This window comes from Micrococcus sp. KRD026 (assembly GCF_017168445.1).
In the GTDB taxonomy this organism is placed as follows: Bacteria; Actinomycetota; Actinomycetes; order Actinomycetales; family Micrococcaceae; genus Micrococcus; species Micrococcus luteus.
In genome coordinates this window covers 1-18,916 of the sequence record NZ_JABFBA010000063.1, presented here as the reverse complement: position 1 = coordinate 18,916, position 18,916 = coordinate 1, and the positions used below count along the sequence as shown (strand labels likewise).

Sequence of the window (18,916 nt, the reverse complement as noted above, 5' to 3'; positions counted from 1 at the left end):
TGGGGCCATGCCCGAGCCACGCACCGCCCCCGCACCCCCGCCGACCGCCGTCGTCGTCCTGCCCGCCGACGTGTGGCGGGCCCATGCGCGGGCGCACCGCGAGCGCATCGCCCGACGCACGGACCCGCTGGTGGCCCTGCGGATGCGCGGTGAGAAGCACCCGGTGCAGGACTTCCTCTTCGGCTACTACACGCACTCCCCCGCCGCGCTGCAGCGCTGGCACCCCGGGCCGGGGGTCCTCCTCGCGGACGACGACGGCGCCGCGGCCCGTGCCGAGGCGGCCGAGCTGGGCACGACCCCCCGGGGCGAGTGGAAGCACTACCGGCGCGTCGAGGCCGGTGAGGTGGCGGGCGCCGTCGTCGACGGCCGCGCGGTGGGCGGCTGGCTGGTGGACGTGGCGGCGGTGCTGGCCGACCGCGCGTCGGGGGTGGCGTTCACGCGGGACCTGCTCGCGCGCACGGCGGAGCGGGCGCCGCGCCTGGGCTGCTTCGGGCTGCACGAGTGGGCGATGGCGTACCGCTCGGACGTGCACGGGGTGCGGCACTCCCAGCTGCCGCTGCGGCTCGGGGCCGAGGGGACGGACGCGGTGGTGGAGGGCTCGCGGATCCGGTGCACGCACTTCGACGCGTTCCGGTTCTTCGCGCCCGAGGCCCGCGACCGCAACGAGGGCGACGACGGCGTCCTGCCCACGCGCGCCGGGATGCGGGAGATGGAACAGCCCGGCTGCCTGCACGCGGGGATGGACCTGTACAAGTGGGCGTACAAGCTGGTGCCGGTGGTCGCCTCGGGCCTGCTCGCGGACTGCTTCGACCTCGCGTGGGACATCCGCCGGCTGGACATGGAGGCCTCGCCGTACGACCTGACCGGGGTGGACGACCTCTCCGACGGGTGCGGCGGCTACGCGGCCGTGCGGATCGAGGAGCCGACCGGGCGTGCCGAGTACGCGCGGCGGCAGCGCGAGTTCGCCGAGCGGGGGCAGGCGCTGCGGGTGCGGCTGCTGGCGGTGCTGGACGAGGCCGTGGGGGCGGCCCCTGGGACCGGGCCGGACGCCGAGTGGACTTCCAGCGCACGTCCATGATTAGGATGGCCGCTCTACAGGCTGTGAGGCGCATCACTCGCGTCATCCGGTGACCGCCCCGGCCCTCTCCGCACCGAACGACTCGAGGACCTGACGTGACCAGAACCGTTCCAGCTCGCCGCCGCACCACGCTCGCCGCCGCCGTCGCGGCCGTCTCGCTCGCCGTCACGGCCGCCGCCCCCGCGCTCTCCGCGCCCGGCAACGGCAACGGCAACGGCAACGGGTCCGCATCGCAGGGTCAGGCCCGCTCCAACGACCTCTCCGCCACGCGGGGCAACAAGGTCAACGACGCCGCCGCGCTCGCGCCGCACCTCGTGGGCCAGACGCTGGACTGGGAGGCCTGCGACTTCGGCAGCGAGAGCCTCAACGCCCGGTTCAGCGCGATCCCCGGCACCGCGTGCGCCGACGTCACGGTGCCCCGCGACTGGAAGAACCCCGAGGACGGCCACACCATCACCCTGCGCGTGGCCAAGACCGAAACCTCGAAGGGCAACCCGGAGCGCCAGGGCATCGCGCTGGTCAACCCCGGCGGCCCGGGCGGCTCCGGCCTGCCCTGGGGGCCCGCCATGGCCGAGCGCGCCCCGGAGCTCGCCGAGCAGTACGACTTCATCGGCTTCGACCCCCGCGGCGTGGGCCAGTCCACCGCCCTGGAGTGCACCTACACGCCGAACCCCGAGCACGACGTGTGGCAGGACACGAAGGCCCAGGTCGACGCGTGCCTCGAGAACGAGCTCACCCCGTACATCACCACCGAGCAGACCGTGTACGACATGGACTTCATCCGCGCCGTCCTGGGCGAGGAGAAGACCTCCTACATCGGCTACTCGTACGGCACGTGGCTGGGCAGCTGGTACCAGCGCGTCTTCCCCCAGCACGCGCACCGGTTCCTGCTGGACTCCGCCGTCGACATCTCCCGCGACGGGCTCCAGACCACCTGGGACCTGCAGCCGCGCTCCCGCGACCGCCAGTTCCAGGACGCGATGCTCCCCTACGTGGCCCGGCACGACGAGATCTTCGGCCTCGGGGACAACCCGATGCAGATCCGGCAGCGCTGGGAGGACGTGGGCGGCACCCGCACCCAGCTCGGCATGATCGTCGCCGGCTCGTTCCTGCTGCCTGCCATGTACGACACGTCCCAGTACCTCGACGCCGGGTCCGTCATCGCCGCCTGCATCCGCATCATGGAGTCCGAGGCCGCGGCCACGGACCCCGCGGGGCAGCGCACCCAGATCGAGCGCATCCTGGCCGAGGCCCGTGCGTCGCTGCCGGCCGAGGAGCGCGACTCCTTCGACCGCTTCGCCGCCCGCGGCCTGGAGACCGTGGGCGAGCGCGAGCAGCTCGTCGCCGCCACCCAGGCCGGTGACGCCGTCACCTTCGAGGGCGCGTTCTCGGCGATCCGGTGCCAGGACGGCCAGTGGAACACCTCGCAGGGCTACTGGACCTCGTGGGTGGACGACCTCGGCCGCAAGGCCCCGTGGATCGGTGTGCTGATGGGCCCGTCGGAGTGCATGTACTGGCCCGCCCAGACCTCCATGCCCTCCCAGCCCGGCGGCAAGGGCGCCCCGAACACCGTGATCGTGCAGTCCGAGCTGGACGCGGCGACCCCGTACGAGGGCGGCCACCGCGCCGCCGGCGTGCTGCGCAACACGTCCCTGATCTCCGTGGACAACGAGGGCACCCACGGCCTGTTCCCGTACCGCACCGAGTGCGTGGACGCGCCCATCCGTGACTACTTCCTGACCGGCGCCCAGCCGGCCGAGAAGTCGCTGTGCGACGCCGTCCCGCTGCCGCTCGAGACCCAGCCGGTCCAGGTGGCCGGGACCCCGACGCACAAGGGCGACATCAAGATCTCGATGCGCACCGACGCCGTGCGCGAGGCCAACCGGATCACCCACGACGCGATTGAGCGTCAGCTGATCGACTCCCGCGCGGTGACCCCGGACGTCGAGGCCTTCCTGGAGGACTGACGGCCCGGGCACCCCGGCACCCGGCTCGCCCCCGACGGCCCGGCGACTCCCCCGCGGAGACGCCGGGCCGTCGTCACGCCCCGGGGCGGCCCTGCAACGCTGGTTGAGTTGTCGCGGGTGCCGCCGCCGCGCACCCCCGATAACTCAACCCGCGATGGGCAGCCGGAGGGGTGGCGTCGACGCCGAGGCCGATAGCCTCGCGCCATGATCCTGCACATCACCCTCCCGGAGGACTGGGCCGCCGCGCGTCGCACCGGCCGCTACACGGCGTCGACGCGCGGCGCCTCGATCGACGACGTCGGCTTCCTCCACGCCTCCGACGACGCCGCCCAGGTGGGAATGGTCGGCGCGGCGATCTACCCAGACCGGCCCGACGCGTTCGTCGTCGGCCTGGACGAGGACGAACTGGCGGGGGCCGGCCTGCGGGTGCGGCGCGAGCCGGGAGACCCCTCCGATCCCCACTCGGCCGAGTTCCCGCACATCTATCCGGACGAGGCCGTCTCCGGGCACATCCCGTGCTCAATGCTCACCCCCGTGACCGACCCACGGGCGGACGCCCGCGTGCACCGCGAAGACTCGGCCGAGGCCGCCGCGCTGCTCGACGCCGGGTGGAGCGTGCGCTCCCGCTCCTGGGGCGCGCGCCTCCACCTCGACGACGACGCCGACCTGGCGCCCTACCGTGGCCACGTCGCGGTGGCCGAAGCGCGGGGAATCGAGGTCCGGAGACTGACCGCCGTCGACCTGCCTGCCCTGCGCGCCCTCGACGAGGAAGCGGCTCCCCGATTCCCGCACACCGACGGCTCCCGTCACGAGCCGCTGCCGGACGACCTCGAGGCCCGACTGTCCACCCCAGAGGGGCTCGCCGTGGGGGCCTTCCAGGGAGGCGTGCTCATCGGATTCACCCTGACGTTCCGCTCCCCTGACCGGTGGGAGGTCGACCGCACCGCGGTCGCGTCCGAGCACGAGAACCGTGGCGTGGCGAAGGCCGTCAAGGCGGCGACTGTCCTGGCGACCCATGCCCGCGGTGGGCGCGAGTGGGGAACCGGCGGCGCCGAGTCCAACGCGGCGTCCCTGCGGATGAACGCGGCCCTCGGGTTCCGTCTCGAGCCTGCCTGGCTCGGGCTGACCCCGCCCACGACGTGGGAGGAGTTCGCGCGGGCCCCGGCGTCAAGCTCCCTTGACGACAAGGTCACTTGACTGTCAAGCTTGCTTCACAACGTCCGGTCGGACGGCCCCCACAGAGCCTCCGAGGCGGGCCGGGCCACCGGCCCAGGGCATCGACCACAGGAGGGCCCCATGACCACGAACCACTCCCGCCACACCACCGCCGCCGCGGACGGCCCGGGCACCCGGTACCCGGTCCGCCCCGACGGCCCGGCGACTCCCCCGCGGAGACGCCGGGCCGTCGTGGGGTCGGCTCAGCCGTCGAGGATGCAGAACTCGTTGCCCTCGGGGTCGGCGAGGACGGCCCAGCCGAGGTCGACGCGGCGGTCGTCGACCATCGCGGCGCCGAGGGCGAGCGCCCGCTCGATCTCGGCGTCGCGCGTCGAGCCGGCGGCCGCGCGCAGGTCCATGTGGGCGCGGTTCTTCACGCGCTTGGCGTCCGGGACGCGGAAGAAGAGGACGACCTGCCCGTCAGGGCCGACGAGTGAGCACTCGTCCGACCCCGGGCGGTAGAGGTGAGGCTCGTCGACCTCCCAGCCGAGCAGCGCGCGCCAGAACTCGGCGATGGCGTGGGGGTCCAGCGCGTCCCACGTGGTGTGAGAGAGACGGAGGGACATGGCGGCTCCTCAGGAACGGGCCGGGGCGGGCGGGGACGACTCCACGCGAGCCAAGGGCGCGGCACCCCGGGCAAGGCGGGTTGACTTGTCACGGGTATTCACCGCCCAGACCCGCGACAAGTCAACCCGCGTTGGCCGGACGGGCGGACGGACGGCGGAGGGCCGGGTCACCCGCGGATGTGTCGCATCACGAGCCGCGGGATCGCGCTGCGCGGGCTGATGCTGCACCACGCGACGGGCTCGCCGTCCGAGTACCGACGACGCCGGGCGCAGGCTCCCCCGCAGCGAGCGCCCGCATGGTGTCCTCGCGGGGGTCGCCGGGCGCGTGCCTCTGCGGCGCTGAGAGCCGGGGGGACAGGCACCAGCAGTGCGTGGCGCGGCGGTTCGGGTTGACGACGTGCGCGAAGTCGTCGAAGCGGTCGGCGGTGAGCGGGTGCACCTCGAAGGCCATGCGGCCAGCATCGTGGGCGGCGGTGGAGGCGTCCACGGCGAGGCCCAGCTCCGCCGCCGCCCTGTCGGGCCACCGTCAAGCAGACTTGACGTCAAACTCTCTTTACTGTCAAGCTTGCTTCACACGACGGGGACAAACCCCGGCCCCGCCCCGGAGGGACCGCCATGGCCACCACGCCGCACACCACCACCGACCTCGCCCGCGACCGCCGCCCCCGCTGGGGCCGCTCCGCCCGTCTGGGCGGCGGGTCCGGGCGACTGATCCTCGTCAGCCTCGTGGCCGGCGTCGTCATCGCCCTGCTGATCGGGGCCGCGTCCTACGGTCTGGCCTCGAGCCAGGGCGACGCCGGTCCCCGCTTCCCGGCGGTCACGGGCGCGGTCATGGCGGCGTCGGCGCTCCCGGTCGGCGCAGCCCTCGCCTGGCTGTTCCTCGTGGACCGCACCACCCTGCGCGGCGCCGTCCGGGACACCGAGGAGACCATCGAAGGCCGGTGGCTCGAGAAGGCGCAGTCCGGCGCGTTCGGCGACCTGCTCGTGGTGCTGGGCCTGGGCACGTTCGTCGTCGCCCTGGCGGGGTGGCAGCCCAGCCTCCCCCTCGTGGGCGCCGGGCTGCTCCTCTTCGCGGGCGCCTCGGTGGCCGTCCGCTACGCGCTCCAGAAGCGCCGGGGCTGAGCCGTGGAGAACACCATCCCCGACGAGCGTGCCCGCCTCGGCTGGTCGCAGCAGCGGCTCGCCGACGAGCTCGGCGTCTCCCGGCAGACCGTCATCTCCCTCGAGAAGGGCCGCTACGACCCCTCGCTCCCGCTCGCCTTCCGCCTCGCGGCCGTGTTCGGGCGGCGGATCGAGGACCTGTTCACCCCGGACGGCAACGCGGGTTGAGTTGTCGCGGGTCCAGGCGCCCAGCACCCGTGACAAGTCAACCCGCGTTGGGCCCGGGGCGGCGTGGGGCATGAGAGGCTGGGGCCATGGATCGAGAGCTGCGCACCCCTCCGGAGCTGGAGGGCGTGGACTGGCACGACGACGCCCCGCGTCGCCCCCGCCCGATCGTCACCCTGGTGGCGTGGATCGCCATCCTGGGCCTGGTCCTCAGCGTGGGCGCCGGGATCTTCTCCGCCTTCTGACGCGGCACCGCCGGCCGCCGTCCGACGCGCCGCTCCGGCCTCAGCGCACGTCGCCGTCCACGTAGCGCCAGATCCCGTCCTCACGGCGGAACCGGCTGACCTCATGGAGTCGGAACCGCCCCTCGGCCCCCGTGCCGACGGCCACGAACTCCACGGTCCCGGCGTCCTGGAACGGCCCGCCGTCCCGCACGTCCAGCACCGCCAGGCGGGTGAACCGCGGCGCCTGTTCCCCCTCGGTCGGCAGCAGCTCGGCCGCGGTGGGCCGGTGCTCGGGAACCCAGGTCGCGGCGAGATAGTCGGCCATCGCCCGCGCCTCTGCCGGCCCGGCCTCGCCCAGCCGCGCGAACGCCGTGTACCGGGAGCGCATGAGCGCCTCGGCGGTGGGCGCGGTCAGGGCGCCGTCCCGGGCGAAACGCGCGTGCAGGCGACCGCAGCACGCCGCGAGCCCGGCTCCGGACCCGCAGGGGCAGGGCTCGGGGCGGGTCACCGGCGCGGGCGTCCGGTCGCGCGACGCCGGGCGGAGCGGGCCTTGATGCGGCGCACTCCCGTCAGCACGACGCCGGCCGCCGCGGCGAGCAGCGCGGGGCCGAGCGGGCTGATCGGCCGGCGTCGGCCGAGCGGGGACATACGGGTCTGCTGAGGTCTCATGCCGCCAGGCTACGCCGGGCCGGCTGCCGCGTGCCGCCCCCATCACACCCACGATCCCGCGTCCGGGCGGCCGAGTAGACTGGGCGGGCAAGCACGCGGAGCGCCCAGGGCCGGGCGTGAGACGGCATCTACACCGTCCTGCTCCGCGGCATCGTCCCGCACCCAGGAGCGTGTTCATGCCCATCATCGTCGTCGACGTCATGCCCAAGCCCGAGATCCTCGATCCGCAGGGCAAGGCGATCAACGGGGCCCTGCCCCGCCTCGGCTTCACCGAGTTCAGCCAGGTCCGCCAGGGCAAGCGCTTCGAGCTCACCGTGGAGGGCAAGGTCACCGACGAGATCCTCGCTCAGGCCCGCACGGCCGCCGAGGAGATGCTGTCCAACCCCGTCATCGAGGACGTCGTGAACGTGGCCGTCCTGGACGAGGCCGAGGGCGCCCGATGACCGAGCTCCCCCTCATCGGCGACTACTCGACGCCGACGACGCCGCTCAGCGGCGCGCGCATCGGCGTCATCACCTTCCCCGGCACCCTGGACGACGTGGACGCGCTGCGCGCCGTCCGCCTCGCCGGCGCCGAGCCCGTCTCCCTGTGGCACGCCGACGCGGACCCGCAGCGGACGCTCGCCGGCGTGGACGCCGTCGTGATCCCGGGCGGCTTCTCCTACGGCGACTACCTGCGCGCCGGCGCGATCGCGCGCTTCGCCCCCATGATGGACGCGGTGGCGACGGCGGCCGGCGGCCCCGAGGGCGAGGCGGACGGCCTGCCGGTGCTCGGCATCTGCAACGGCTTCCAGATCCTCACCGAGTCACACCTGCTGCCGGGCTCGATGATCAAGAACGACCACCTGCACTTCATCTGCCGCGACCAGGAGCTGGTCGTGGAGAGCACGGACACCGTGTGGACCCGCGACTTCGAGCAGGGCCAGACCATCACCGTGCCCCTGAAGAACCAGGACGGCCAGTACGTGGCGGACGAGACGACCCTCGACGCCCTCGAGGCCGAGGGCCGCGTGGTGTTCCGCTATCAGGGCTGGAACCCGAACGGCTCGCGCCGGGACATCGCGGGCATCGCGAACCCGGCCGGCAACGTCGTCGGTCTGATGCCGCACCCGGAGCACGCCGTGGAGACGGGCTTCGGCCCGGACACCGCCGCCGGCCCCCGCTCCGGCGTGGACGGCCTCGGCTTCTTCACCTCCGTCCTGACCACCCTCGCCAGCCGTGGAGGCCATGCATGAGCCAGCAGTTCAACATCGAGACGGTCGCGGACGCCCAGGCGACGCCGGACGTCGAGCAGCCCTGGGCCGAGCTGGGCCTGAAGGAGAACGAGTACGCCGAGATCAAGAAGATCCTCGGCCGCCGCCCCACCGCGGCCGAGCTGGCCATGTACTCGGTCATGTGGTCCGAGCACTGCTCGTACAAGTCCTCTAAGGTGCACCTGCGCCAGTTCGGCGAGAAGCTCACCGACGAGATGAAGCAGCACATGATGGTGGGCATCGGCGAGAACGCCGGCGTGACCGACCTCGGTGACGGCTGGGCCGTGACGTTCAAGGTCGAGTCCCACAACTCGCCCTCCTACGTGGAGCCCTACCAGGGCGCGGCCACGGGCATCGGCGGCATCGTGCGCGACATCATCTCCATGGGTGCCCGCCCGGTGGCCGTGATGGACCCGCTGCGCTTCGGCGCGATCGACCACCCGGACACCGCCCGCGTGTTCCACGGCGTGGTGGCCGGCATCGGCGGCTACGGCAACTCCCTGGGCCTGCCGAACATCGGCGGCGAGACCCGCTTCGACCCGATCTACCAGGGCAACCCGCTCGTCAACGCCCTCGCCGTGGGCGTGCTCAAGCACGAGGACCTGCGTCTGGCCAACGCCTCCGGCGTGGGCAACAAGGTAGTTCTGTTCGGCGCCCGCACCGGCGGTGACGGGATCGGCGGCGCCTCCGTGCTGGCCTCCGAGTCCTTCGACGGCGACGGCAAGCCCGCCAAGCGCCCCTCGGTGCAGGTCGGCGACCCCTTCTCCGAGAAGGTGCTCATCGAGTGCTGCCTCGAGCTGTTCCGCGACTCCCTCGTCGAGGGCATCCAGGACCTCGGCGCCGCCGGCATCTCCTGCGCCACCTCCGAGCTCGCCTCCAACGGCGAGGGCGGCATGCGCGTGGAGCTGACCGACGTGCTGCTGCGCGACTCCACGCTGACCCCGGGCGAGATCCTCATGTCCGAGTCGCAGGAGCGCATGATGGCCGTGGTGACGCCGGAGAACGTCGCCGCGTTCGAGGCCGTCATGGCAAAGTGGGACGTCGAGTACTCCTGGCTGGGCGAGGTCACCGGCGACGGCCGCCTGATCATCACCTGGGACGGCGAGGTCATCGTCGACGTGGACCCGCGCACCGTGGCCCACGACGGCCCGGTCTACGAGCGCCCGTACGCGCGTCCGGCCTGGCAGGACGAGCTCCAGGCGGACACGTTCCGCTCCTCCGAGGCCGGTCAGGACCTGCCCGCCACGGGCGAGGAGCTGCGCGCCGCCGTCGTGGAGCTGATGAGCTCCCCGAACCTGGCGGACACCTCTTGGATCACCCGCCAGTACGACCGCTACGTCCGCGGCAACACCGCCCTGGCGGCCCCGGACGACGCGGGTGTGGTGCGCGTGGACGAGGAGACCGGCATAGGCGTGGCCCTGGCCACGGACTGCAACGACCGGTTCACCTACCTGGACCCGTACACGGGCGCGCAGGCCTCCCTGGCCGAGGCGTACCGCAACGTCACCACCGCCGGGGCCGTGCCCCTGGCCGTCTCCGACTGCCTGAACTTCGGCTCCCCCGAGGACCCGGACGTGATGTGGCAGTTCGCGGAGGCCGTGCGCGGCCTGGCGGACGGCTGCCAGACCCTCGGCATCCCGGTGACCGGCGGCAACGTGTCCCTGTACAACCAGACGGGCAGCACCCCGATCCACCCCACCCCCACGGTGGCGGTGCTCGGCCAGCTCGACGACGTCCTGCGCCGCACCCCGTCCGGCTTCGCCCCGGACGCGGACGGCCAGGCGATCTACCTGCTGGGCGAGACCGCGGACGAGCTGGACGGCTCCGAGTTCGCGCGCCTGCGCGGCCACCTCGGCGGCCTGCCCCCGAAGGTCGACCTGAAGAAGGAGCGCCTGCTCGGCGAGCTGCTGGTCAACATGTCCCGGGACGGCATGATCGACGCCGCCCACGACGTCTCCGGCGGCGGCCTCGCGGCCACCCTGTCCGAGATGGTGCTGCGCTTCGGCGTGGGCGCCCGCGTGGTGCTGGACGAGGTGCTGCGCCGCGCCGGCGTGGACCTGTTCACCGCACTGTTCTCCGAGACGCAGGCGCGCGCCGTCGTGGCCGTGCCCCGCACCGAGGAGGTCCGGTTCACGGACATGACCACGGCCCGCGGCTACGCGGCCGTGCGCATCGGCGTGGTGGACGCCGACTCCGCGGCCCTCGAGGTCCAGGACGCCTTCACCCTGCCGATCGCGGAGCTGCGCGAGGCCTGGGAGGCCACCCTGCCGAAGCACTTCGGCTGACCCCGTGGGCCCACGGGCCCCGGCACGACGACGGCCGCTCACCTCCGGGGTGGGCGGCCGTCGTCGTGGGGCGGGACGGCGGGGACGAACGCCGCCGACCCTCGCACGGCCGTGCGCCTCAGTCGTTGACGCGGCGGGCTCCGATGACCAGAGTGATCCCAGGACAGCGCGCCAGCGCGCCGCCCGGCCCGTCCAAGAGGGTCGGCGCGGTCCCGACACATGAAGGAGACCACCCATGCGCCTCATCACCCTGGGCCTCGGCGCCGCACTCGGCTACCTGCTCGGCTCCGCCGAGGGCCGCAAGAACCTCGAGAAGATGACCCAGAACGCCCAGAAGCTCTGGAACGACCCCAAGACCCAGGAGAAGGTCGGCCAGGTCCAGGAGACCGCCCAGCAGAAGTTCGCTGAGGTGAAGAAGTCCGATCCGGTGCAGAAGGCCACGACGAAGGTGGAGGATGCCATGCAGGGCAACGACAAGAAGAACGACGTCCGCGAAGATCGCGTGACCGAGTCCAACAACGACAACATCACCTCGGCGGCCCGCCACGGTGCCGAGCCGGACACCATCTCGGACCCGTCCACCCCGCTGGGTGACGAGGGTCCGCTGACGCGCTGACCCGCGCAGACACGGCGGCCCGCCTCCCCGAGGGGAGGCGGGCCGCCGCCGCCGTGGGCCGGGTCAGCCGTCCTGCTTCAGGACCTCGTCGGCCGGCGGGGCCTGCACCGGATCCACCCCGCCCATCTCGGAGAGGGTCACCACGGCCTTCGTGCCGGCGGACTCGGTCTCCACGGTGAGCAGGCGGCCGTCCTCCTTGGACACCGTGAACGCGGTCAGCTCCACGCCCTCCTGCGGGCCCGAGACGGGCTCGTCCAGCACGTAGCGGATCGCATCCTGACCGCTGCGGCGGATGCCGTCCGCGTCCGCCTCGACGTCGTCCAGGCCGCCCGACTCCGGCAGGGAGCCCAGCAGGGAGCTCACCATCGCGCCCATGCCGGTGGCGCTGGGATCGCCCTCGTACGGGGTGGCGGTCCAGCGCTCCGCATAGGCGGGATGGTCCTCACCGCTCGCGCCGACGCGCTCCACCGTGAACCGGGAGTACGCGGTGCCGTCCACGATCCGGGACTCGTCCCGGGTGATCAGACCGTCGTCCTTGTACACGGACACGTACCGCATGGACGAGCCGTCCACGGGACCGGAGATGTCCACCGCGTCCGGGACCGCGCGGCCGTTGCTCGGGGCCTCGGACCGCAGCTCGGTGACCATGCGGACGGAGTCGGCCTCCTCGAGCTGGGTGCGGGCGCGGTCCCAGGCGCCGGGGGCGTCGTCGCCCGAGGCGCAGCCGGTCAGCAGCAGGGCGGCCGCCCCGAGGGCGGCGAGGGACAGGCCGCGGCGGGTGCGGCGGGTCTGGGTCTGGCGCTGCCTCACTCGGCCACCTCCTCCGGCGCCTCGGCCGGCTCGATCTGGTTCCAGTCGCTCAGGGCGTACTGCTGGGTGGCCCGGCCGTCGTCGACGGTGAGCGCGACCAGCTCGCCGTCGTCGTCCACCGTGAAGGAGTGCACCCGGGTGGCGTCGCCCTCGACCATTGCGGCGTCGGCGACCTCCTCGGGCACGGCGTAGCGGTAGGCCGTGCCGTCGTCCCAGTCGACCTCCTCGGCGCGCACCTCGGCGCCGTCGAGGGCGTCCGCCGCGGGGAAGCCCACCTGGTCGAGGAGGGCCTTCAGGGGCGGCTCCTGCCCCTCACCGGCCGGGACACGGCGCCACTGCGGGTCGGAGTACATCACCTGGACGTCGTCCGGGACGTCGGAGCCGTCCACGTCGACCCGGACGAACACATCCTCGCCGACCTGGCGGGACTCCATGGTGATGTGTGAGTCCCGGCCGACCTGCATGACGCCCTTCGACTCGGCGTCGCCGCCGTCGAGCCGGCCGGCGATGTCCCAGCGGACCGAGTGCGGGCCCTGACGGCCGGTGGTGTAGGCGGTCTCGAGTCGGACGGTCTCGGCCTCGTCCAACTGGGTGCGGGCCTGATGCCAGGCCTCCCCCGCCGACTGCGGCTCGGATGCGCACCCGGCCAAGGCCAGGGCGCCCACGACGCCGAGCCCGGCCGCGCGGACGGCACGTCTGCGCTGCATGTTCTCCTCCTGGGGCTGCTGCCGGCCGAGGCAGGGCGCCGCGGCCATTGGCGTCACCCTACCGGCGGCGCAGGGCGAAGGATGCGCCGTGGTGGTTCTGCGGCAGGTGGTCGCCGCGGCCGAAGAGCTTGTGGCGCAGCGTGCCGTCCGTGTACGCGGTCTTGTAGCGGCCGAGCTTCTGCAGCGCCGGCACCACGAACTCCACGACGTCCTCGAAGGCGCCCGGGGTGATGTGGTAGGCGAGGTTGAAGCCGTCCACGTCGGTCTCGTCGGCCCACTCGACGAGCTGACGGGCCGCGGACTCGCCGCCGCCCACGATCACGGGGCCGAAGCCGCCGATGCCCACCCATTCGGCGAGCTTGCGCACGGTCCACTCCTCATCCGTGCCGGAGGCCTTCTGGAAGGTCTCCACGGCGGACTGGATGGCGTTCGACTTCACGTCCCCGATCGGCTCGTCCAGGTCGTACTGGGACAGGTCGATGCCCATCCAGCCGGACATGAGCACGAGGCCGCCCAGCGGGTCCACGTACTGCGCCAGGTCGTCGTACTTGGCCCGCGCGTCCTCGTCGGTGGCCCCGGTGACGATCGTCTGCATCGCGAAGATCTTCACGTCGTACGGGTCACGGCCGGCGTCCACCAGGGCCTGGCGGATCTTCTTCACGGTGGCGGCCGCCAGCTCCTTCGTGGGGGAGTTGATGAACACGGCCTCGGCGTGCTTGCCGGCGAAGGCGCGGCCGCGCGTCGAGGCGCCGGCCTGGTAGATCACGGGGGTGCGCTGCACGGACGGCTCGGTGACGGCGTGGCCGGGCACGGTGAAGTACCGGCCCTCGTGGGCGATGTCGTGGACCTTGGCCGGGTCCGCGAACACGCCGGACTCCTTGTCGTAGACGACGGCGTCGTCCTCCCACGAGCCCTCGAGGAGCTTGTAGACGACGTCGAGGTACTCGTCGGCGTGCTCGTAGCGCTCGTCGTGCTCCATCTGGTCGTCCTGGCCCATGTTCTGGGCGGCGGAGGGCAGGTAGCCGGTGACCACGTTCCAGCCCACGCGGCCGCCCGTGAGGTGGTCGAGCGTGGCGAGGCGGCGGGCGAACGGGTAGGGGTGCTCGTAGGCGGTGCCGGCGGTGACGCCGAAGCCGAGGTGCTCGGTGACCGCGGCCATCGCGGAGACGAGCAGGAACGGGTCGTTCACGGGGGTCTGCGCGCCGGTCCTGATGGCGGCCTCGGAGGTGCCGCCGTACACGGAGTACGGGCCGAGGACGTCGGCGATGAACAGGCCGTCGAACAGGCCCTTCTCCAGCGTCTGCGCCAGGTGCGTCCAGTAGCCCAGGGTGTTGTAGTCCCGGGCGTGGTCGTCGGGGTGACGCCAGAGACCCGGGGACTGGTGGGCGACGCAGTTCATGTCGAATGCGTTGAAGAGGATCGCGCGGTGCTCGTCCGGGCGGGTGGGTGCTCCGGCCCCGGCGTTCTCGGCGGTGCTCATGGGTCTCCTTTCCAGGGCCGCCCGGTCGCAGGGGCGCGGCCGGGCGAGCGACGGTTCCGCACCATGCAACGCTGACGCGGCCGGCGGTGGAAGCCGGTCCGGCCCAGGGGTTCATGACGGCCCCGCCGGGCCCGGCCACGCGTCCGGCGCCCGGTTCGTGACATGCCCCGACCATGACGGAGGACACGTCCGCGGGCGGCGGCCCTGTTGCGGCCCAGTGGCACCCCAGCGCTGAGCCAGAGAAATCTGCTGCCTCCACCCTGCAGAGACGACCGAAACGTCTGGCTCGGCGCTGGGCTCGGGCCGTGACGGCCGGCCGGGCCAGGACCGGCGGCGCCCCCGGTGTGACGCCCGTGCGGCCCTCCGGCGCCGGCGGCGGGGCAGACTTGCAGCCGACCGGGCCCGCGGTGGTCTGTTTGGCATCCGTCTCCGTCCGGCGCCGACACCGACGACGCAGCGACGATGGGAGCCCTCCATGAGCGTGCACGCGCCTTCCCGTGCCACCGCCTCCACCCCGGTCCGGGACGAGGACCGCCACAGCCTCGACGTCGTCTTCCGCGGCGTCGGGCGCACGTTCCCCACCGCGGACGGACCACGCGTCGTCCTGCGCGACGTGGACCTGACCGTGGCGCCCGGCGAGGTGCTCGCCGTGATCGGCGCCTCCGGCTGCGGCAAGTCCACGCTGCTGCGCGCCGTGGCCGGCCTGGACCCGGACTTCGACGGAGAGCTGCTGATCGACGGCTCGCCCGTGCGCCCCTACGACGAGCGCACCGCCGTCGGCTTCCAGGAGCCGCGCCTGCTGCCCTGGCGCACCCTGCGCCGCAACGTGGAACTCGGCCTGCCCCGGGGGCTGGACCGCGCCGCGGGCCGGGCCCGCGTGCAGGAGCTGCTCGAGCTCGTGGGCCTCGCGCCCTTCGCGGAGCACCGCCCCCGGGAGGTCTCCGGCGGGATGGCCCAGCGGGCCTCGCTCGCCCGTGCCCTGGCGCGCCGCCCCGGCGTGCTGCTGCTCGACGAGCCCTTCGGCGCCCTCGACGCCCTGACCCGCCTGAAGATGCAGGACCTGCTGCTGGACGTGCACGCCGCCACCGGCACCACCGTCCTGCTCATCACCCATGACGTGGAGGAGGCCCTGCAGCTCGCCGACCGCGTGCTGCTGCTCGCCCGTGACGTCCCCGTGCCCGACGGCGTGGCCCGCCCCGGAGCGACCGTGGGGCGGATCGTGGACGTGCCGGGGGCCCGTCCCCGCGACCGCGCGGACGTCCGCCTGGCCCGGCTGCGCGCCGAGCTCCTCGAGGGCCTCGGCGTCGAGAGCCACGCCCGATGAGCGGCGCGGGCCCCGCACGCCTGACTCGTCGCACGGCGCTCGGCCTGCTGGCCGCGTCCCTGCCCCTGGGCCTGAGCGGATGCGTCCTGCAGGGTGAGGCGACGGCCGGGCCGGTGAACGGTCCGGACACGCTGAGCATCGACTACGCCACCTACAACCCGCTCTCCCTCGTGATCCGCCACCAGGGATGGCTGGAGGAGACGCTCGCGCCCCGCGGCGTCCGGGTGAACTGGGTGTTCTCCGCCGGCTCCAACAAGGCCAACGAGCTCCTGCGCTCGAACTCCGTGGACATCGGGTCGACGGCCGGCTCGGCCGCGCTGCTGAACCGGGCCAACGGAGCGCCCACGCGCATCGTGGGCGTCGCCTCGCGACCGGAGTGGTCCGCGCTCATGGTCCCGCCCGGCTCGGACATCACGGACGTCGCCCAGCTCGCGGGCCGCACGGTGGCCGCCACGCGCGGGACGGACCCGTACTTCTTCGCCGTGCAGGCGCTCGAGGCCGCCGGGGTGGACCCGGCCGACGTCGAGATCCAGAACCTGCAGCACGCCGACGGCCGCGCCGCCCTCGCCGGCGGATCGGTGGCCGCGTGGTCCGGGCTCGACCCGATCATGGCGAAGGCCGAGGCCGAGGGCGCCCGCTTCCTGTACCGGGACCTCGCCCTGAACACGTTCTCCGTCCTCAACGCCACGGAGTCCTTCCTCGAAAAGGACCCGGAGACCGCCCAGACCGTCCTGGACACGTACGAACGCGCCCGCGCCTGGGCGCTCGAGCATCCGGACGAGACCGTCGGGATCCTGGCCGAGGCCGCGAAGATCTCTCCCGACGTCGCCCGCACCGTGATCCTCGAACGCACCAACGCGGACGTCAGCCCCGTGCCGGGCCAGGAGCTGCTCGACGCCCTGACGGGGGTCGGACGGATCCTGGTCGGCACCGGGTCCGTCGACTACCAGCACCAGGTGGACGCCGCGCTGGCGAGCATCCTGGACACCCGTTTCGCCGAGGAGGCCATCCGATGAGCACCGCCCTGACCACCCCCGCCGCGACGACGGGCCCCGAGGCGCGCGAGCGGTCGGGTCACGACGACGGCGACACAGGGGCGCGCCGACGGCAGCGGCCCCGGGTGCTGGACCGGCCCGGCGCCCGGGCGGTGGTGGGGCTGGCCGCGCCCGCTGTCCTCCTGGTGCTGTGGTGGGCGGTGACGGCCGCCGGGCTGCTCTCCGCGGTGCAGCTGCCCTCCCCCGGCGCGGTGCTGAGCGCCGGCGTCAACCTGCTGGAGCGGGGCGACCTGTGGCTGCACGTGGGGATCTCCACCCAGCGCGTGCTGCTGGGCTTCCTGCTCGGCGCCGCACTCGGGCTGGCCGTGGGGTCCGCGCTCGGGCTGTCCCGGTGGGCGGACGCGCTGTTCGCCCCGCTGATCGGGGCGCTGCGCGCGGTGCCCTCGCTGGCCTGGGTGCCGCTGCTGATCCTGTGGATGCAGATCGGCGAGGAGTCCAAGGTCACCCTCATCGCGATCGGCGCGTTCTTCCCGGTGTTCACCACCGTCTACGCCGCCCTGCGCCATGTGGACCCGCACCTGGTGGAGGCCGGTCGGGCCTTCGGCTACCACGGGCTGTCCCTGCTGCGGACGGTGCAGCTGCCCGCCGTGGTGCCGGCCGTGTTCTCCGGCCTGCGGCTGGCCCTGGCCCAGGCCTGGCTGTTCCTGGTGGCCGCGGAGCTGATCGCCTCCTCGATGGGCCTGGGCTTCCTGCTCACCGACTCGCAGAACAACGGACGCACGGACCGCCTGATCCTGGCGATCATCCTGCTCGCCGTGCTCGGCAAGCTCACCGACTGGCTGCTCGGCCTGCTGGAGCGCCGGGCCCTGCGCCGCTGGGCCTGAGCCCGGCACGTCCGGCCGCCCGGTCGTCGGGTCAGTCCCCCTCGGGGACCTCGCCGGCCGACGTGTAGGCGGTCGGCGGGGTGCCGTTCACGAGCCAGTCGCCGGCCATGCGCACCTTGAACGCCGCCGGGTCGTGGGTGGCGAGGGTGCGGGCGTTGCGCCAGTGCCGGTCGAGCCGCAGCGTGGCCGACGTCGCCGACGCGCCGAGCGTGTCGAAGATGCGGGTGCACACCTCGAGGACGGCCTCCGGCACCACGGCCTGGGCCCGGTACGCGGCCGCCATCGCCTCGGCGGACGCCGCCACGACGTCGGCCTCCGCCGGGCCGGCCCCGTCGGCGCCGTCCTGCCCCTCGTCGAGCAGCCGCCCGATCTCGCGCACCATCAGCTCGGCCGCGGCCTGCCGCCCGGCCAGCTGCCCCATGATCTCGAGGAGCTGGGGGTCGTCCTTGGGCAGCGCGGCCGTGCCGGTGTTGAAGGTGCGGCGCCGCTGCCGCAGCAGCTGCGTGCCCTCCGTGAGCGCCGCCCGGCCGATCCCGGCCTGCAGCGCCAGCAGGGTCGCCTCCATGAGCACGGGCACGGGCCCGTCCTGCCGCGGCACCTCGAGCAGCTCCTCGGCCGCGGCGTCGTCGAGCACCACGGACCCGGTGGCGGTCAGGCGCTGGCCGAAGCCGTCCCAGTCGTCCTTGATGCCCACGCGCGGCTGACGCACGCGCACGACGGCGACGGCCCGGTCCGGCTCGCGGACCGCGCCCCCGGCCCGCTTGGAGTTCCGGCGGGAGACGAGGTCCGCCCCCTCGATGCCCACGGTCGCGGCGGTCCACGTGGCGAAGGCCGAGCCGGTCGCGTAGTACTTCTGCCCCCGCACGACCCAGGTGCCGCCCTCGTCCCGGCTGGCCAGGGTGGCGGCACGGCCCGGCGCGGCCCCGCCGGCGCGTTCGGCCAGGGCGGAGCCGGCCCAGTCCCCGTCGACGATGTGCCGCAGCCACCGCTCCCGACGGGCGGGCGCCTGGTCCATGGCCGTGGCGATGAACACGAGGTGGGAGCGCCAGACGTGCGCGGTGTTCACGTCCCGGGCGGCCAGGTCCATGAGCAGGCGCAGCACGGTCTCGCTGCCGCCGCCCTCGCCGCCCGCGTCCTCGGGGACACCGACCTTGCCGAACCCGGCGGCCTGCAGCTCCCCGAGGGCGGCGAACGGCAGGTGCCGGCCCGCCTCGCGGGCCCGCTCGCCGTGGGCGACAGAGTCGAAGGCGTCGGCGTACCGGGCGGCGAGGGTGGCGTAGGTGGTCATGGCCCTACTCTGACACGCGCGGGCGGGCCGGCGGCCGGGGCGACCCGGCCGTGGGACGGGATCCACACCGGCCGCCGTCGCCCTGGCCCGCGCCGGGCGCCCGCGGGGGTCCGGCGGGCCGAGCATGACCGCCGGTGACGACGATGGGCGCGGCGCCGTCGTCGGCGTCCCTACCCTGGTCGGACCCGCCGACCAGGAGGAACCGCCGCCCATGACGCCCACCGAGGACC

At 73.7% G+C, this 18,916-nt stretch carries 20 protein-coding genes; 13 read left to right on the top strand and 7 right to left on the bottom strand.

Features of this window, described 5'->3' with window-relative positions; genetic code table 11:
• The first annotated feature begins 7 nt into the window (after positions 1-7).
• The 3 genes from J1M40_RS12165 to J1M40_RS12155 all read left to right on the top strand — a co-directional run bounded on the left by J1M40_RS12165 (position 8) and on the right by J1M40_RS12155 (position 4,242).
• The gene (locus J1M40_RS12165) at positions 8-1,078 is read left to right on the top strand and encodes a 3-methyladenine DNA glycosylase (RefSeq protein WP_144826247.1); all 1,071 of its coding nucleotides are present in this window, start codon (positions 8-10) and stop codon (positions 1,076-1,078) included.
• 95 nt (positions 1,079-1,173) lie between these two features.
• Positions 1,174-3,045, top strand: a complete 1,872-nt coding sequence (locus J1M40_RS12160) for an alpha/beta hydrolase (RefSeq protein ID WP_144826249.1) — start codon at positions 1,174-1,176, stop codon at positions 3,043-3,045.
• Between the two features lie 204 nt (positions 3,046-3,249).
• Positions 3,250-4,242 carry a GNAT family N-acetyltransferase gene (locus J1M40_RS12155; RefSeq protein WP_069941505.1) on the top strand — a complete coding sequence of 331 codons (993 nt, stop codon included), beginning with the start codon at positions 3,250-3,252 and terminating at the stop codon, positions 4,240-4,242.
• A 221-nt stretch (positions 4,243-4,463) separates the two neighbouring features.
• Here the strand turns inward: J1M40_RS12155 and J1M40_RS12150 are convergent, their stop codons facing one another.
• The gene (locus J1M40_RS12150) at positions 4,464-4,826 is read right to left on the bottom strand and encodes a VOC family protein (protein ID WP_020621445.1); all 363 of its coding nucleotides are present in this window, start codon (positions 4,824-4,826) and stop codon (positions 4,464-4,466) included.
• 615 nt (positions 4,827-5,441) lie between these two features.
• Between J1M40_RS12150 and J1M40_RS12145 the strand changes: the two genes are divergently transcribed.
• From J1M40_RS12145 to J1M40_RS12135, 3 genes are all read left to right on the top strand, one after another.
• Positions 5,442-5,948 (top strand): hypothetical protein, encoded by a 507-nt coding sequence (locus J1M40_RS12145; protein ID WP_020621444.1) that lies wholly within the window; start codon positions 5,442-5,444, stop codon positions 5,946-5,948.
• Between the two features lie 3 nt (positions 5,949-5,951).
• On the top strand, positions 5,952-6,155 hold the full coding sequence (locus J1M40_RS12140) for a helix-turn-helix transcriptional regulator (protein ID WP_002856639.1): 204 nt from the start codon (positions 5,952-5,954) through the stop codon (positions 6,153-6,155).
• Positions 6,156-6,241: 86 nt separating this feature from the next.
• A complete protein-coding gene (locus J1M40_RS12135; RefSeq protein WP_010079551.1) occupies positions 6,242-6,397 on the top strand; it encodes a hypothetical protein in 156 nt (51 codons plus the stop codon).
• A gap of 40 nt (positions 6,398-6,437) precedes the next feature.
• Here J1M40_RS12135 and J1M40_RS12130 read toward each other — a convergent pair whose 3' ends face one another.
• Entirely contained in the window at positions 6,438-6,884 is a 447-nt protein-coding gene (locus tag J1M40_RS12130; RefSeq protein ID WP_069941506.1) for a YchJ family protein, read from the bottom strand.
• Complete coding sequence (locus tag J1M40_RS12125; protein WP_158530781.1) at positions 6,881-7,045, bottom strand: hypothetical protein; 165 nt, start codon at positions 7,043-7,045, stop codon at positions 6,881-6,883. Before J1M40_RS12125 ends, J1M40_RS12130 begins: the two co-directional genes overlap by 4 nt.
• A gap of 176 nt (positions 7,046-7,221) precedes the next feature.
• Between J1M40_RS12125 and purS the strand changes: the two genes are divergently transcribed.
• From purS to J1M40_RS12105, 4 genes are all read left to right on the top strand, one after another.
• Complete coding sequence (gene purS / locus J1M40_RS12120; protein WP_069941507.1) at positions 7,222-7,488, top strand: phosphoribosylformylglycinamidine synthase subunit PurS; 267 nt, start codon at positions 7,222-7,224, stop codon at positions 7,486-7,488.
• Complete coding sequence (purQ, locus tag J1M40_RS12115; RefSeq protein ID WP_069941508.1) at positions 7,485-8,279, top strand: phosphoribosylformylglycinamidine synthase subunit PurQ; 795 nt, start codon at positions 7,485-7,487, stop codon at positions 8,277-8,279. Before purS ends, purQ begins: the two co-directional genes overlap by 4 nt.
• Positions 8,276-10,582 (top strand): phosphoribosylformylglycinamidine synthase subunit PurL, encoded by a 2,307-nt coding sequence (gene purL / locus J1M40_RS12110; RefSeq protein WP_041103643.1) that lies wholly within the window; start codon positions 8,276-8,278, stop codon positions 10,580-10,582. Before purQ ends, purL begins: the two co-directional genes overlap by 4 nt.
• 235 nt (positions 10,583-10,817) lie before the next feature.
• Positions 10,818-11,198, top strand: a complete 381-nt coding sequence (locus J1M40_RS12105; protein ID WP_044658681.1) for a YtxH domain-containing protein — start codon at positions 10,818-10,820, stop codon at positions 11,196-11,198.
• Between the two features lie 63 nt (positions 11,199-11,261).
• On the opposite strand, the gene J1M40_RS12100 is transcribed toward J1M40_RS12105, so the two are convergent.
• Genes J1M40_RS12100 through J1M40_RS12090 form a run of 3 tightly spaced genes read right to left on the bottom strand, consistent with a single transcriptional unit; the run spans position 11,262 to position 14,195 of the window.
• Positions 11,262-12,008, bottom strand: a complete 747-nt coding sequence (locus J1M40_RS12100) for a hypothetical protein (protein WP_060973610.1) — start codon at positions 12,006-12,008, stop codon at positions 11,262-11,264.
• On the bottom strand, positions 12,005-12,715 hold the full coding sequence (locus J1M40_RS12095) for a Tat (twin-arginine translocation) pathway signal sequence (RefSeq protein ID WP_225348884.1): 711 nt from the start codon (positions 12,713-12,715) through the stop codon (positions 12,005-12,007). The genes J1M40_RS12100 and J1M40_RS12095 overlap by 4 nt, the downstream gene beginning before the upstream one ends.
• A gap of 58 nt (positions 12,716-12,773) precedes the next feature.
• Positions 12,774-14,195: an LLM class flavin-dependent oxidoreductase gene (locus J1M40_RS12090; RefSeq protein ID WP_020621436.1), complete on the bottom strand. Its 1,422-nt coding sequence runs from the start codon at positions 14,193-14,195 to the stop codon at positions 12,774-12,776.
• Positions 14,196-14,670: 475 nt separating this feature from the next.
• Between J1M40_RS12090 and J1M40_RS12085 the strand changes: the two genes are divergently transcribed.
• Genes J1M40_RS12085 through J1M40_RS12075 form a run of 3 tightly spaced genes read left to right on the top strand, consistent with a single transcriptional unit; the run spans position 14,671 to position 17,398 of the window.
• The gene (locus J1M40_RS12085) at positions 14,671-15,519 is read left to right on the top strand and encodes an ABC transporter ATP-binding protein (RefSeq protein WP_144861887.1); all 849 of its coding nucleotides are present in this window, start codon (positions 14,671-14,673) and stop codon (positions 15,517-15,519) included.
• Positions 15,516-16,535 (top strand): aliphatic sulfonate ABC transporter substrate-binding protein, encoded by a 1,020-nt coding sequence (locus J1M40_RS12080; protein ID WP_070709819.1) that lies wholly within the window; start codon positions 15,516-15,518, stop codon positions 16,533-16,535. The genes J1M40_RS12085 and J1M40_RS12080 overlap by 4 nt, the downstream gene beginning before the upstream one ends.
• Positions 16,532-17,398: an ABC transporter permease gene (locus tag J1M40_RS12075; protein ID WP_020621433.1), complete on the top strand. Its 867-nt coding sequence runs from the start codon at positions 16,532-16,534 to the stop codon at positions 17,396-17,398. The genes J1M40_RS12080 and J1M40_RS12075 overlap by 4 nt, the downstream gene beginning before the upstream one ends.
• 31 nt (positions 17,399-17,429) lie before the next feature.
• Here J1M40_RS12075 and J1M40_RS12070 read toward each other — a convergent pair whose 3' ends face one another.
• The gene (locus J1M40_RS12070) at positions 17,430-18,686 is read right to left on the bottom strand and encodes an acyl-CoA dehydrogenase (protein ID WP_010079560.1); all 1,257 of its coding nucleotides are present in this window, start codon (positions 18,684-18,686) and stop codon (positions 17,430-17,432) included.
• Positions 18,687-18,916: the final 230 nt, after the last annotated feature.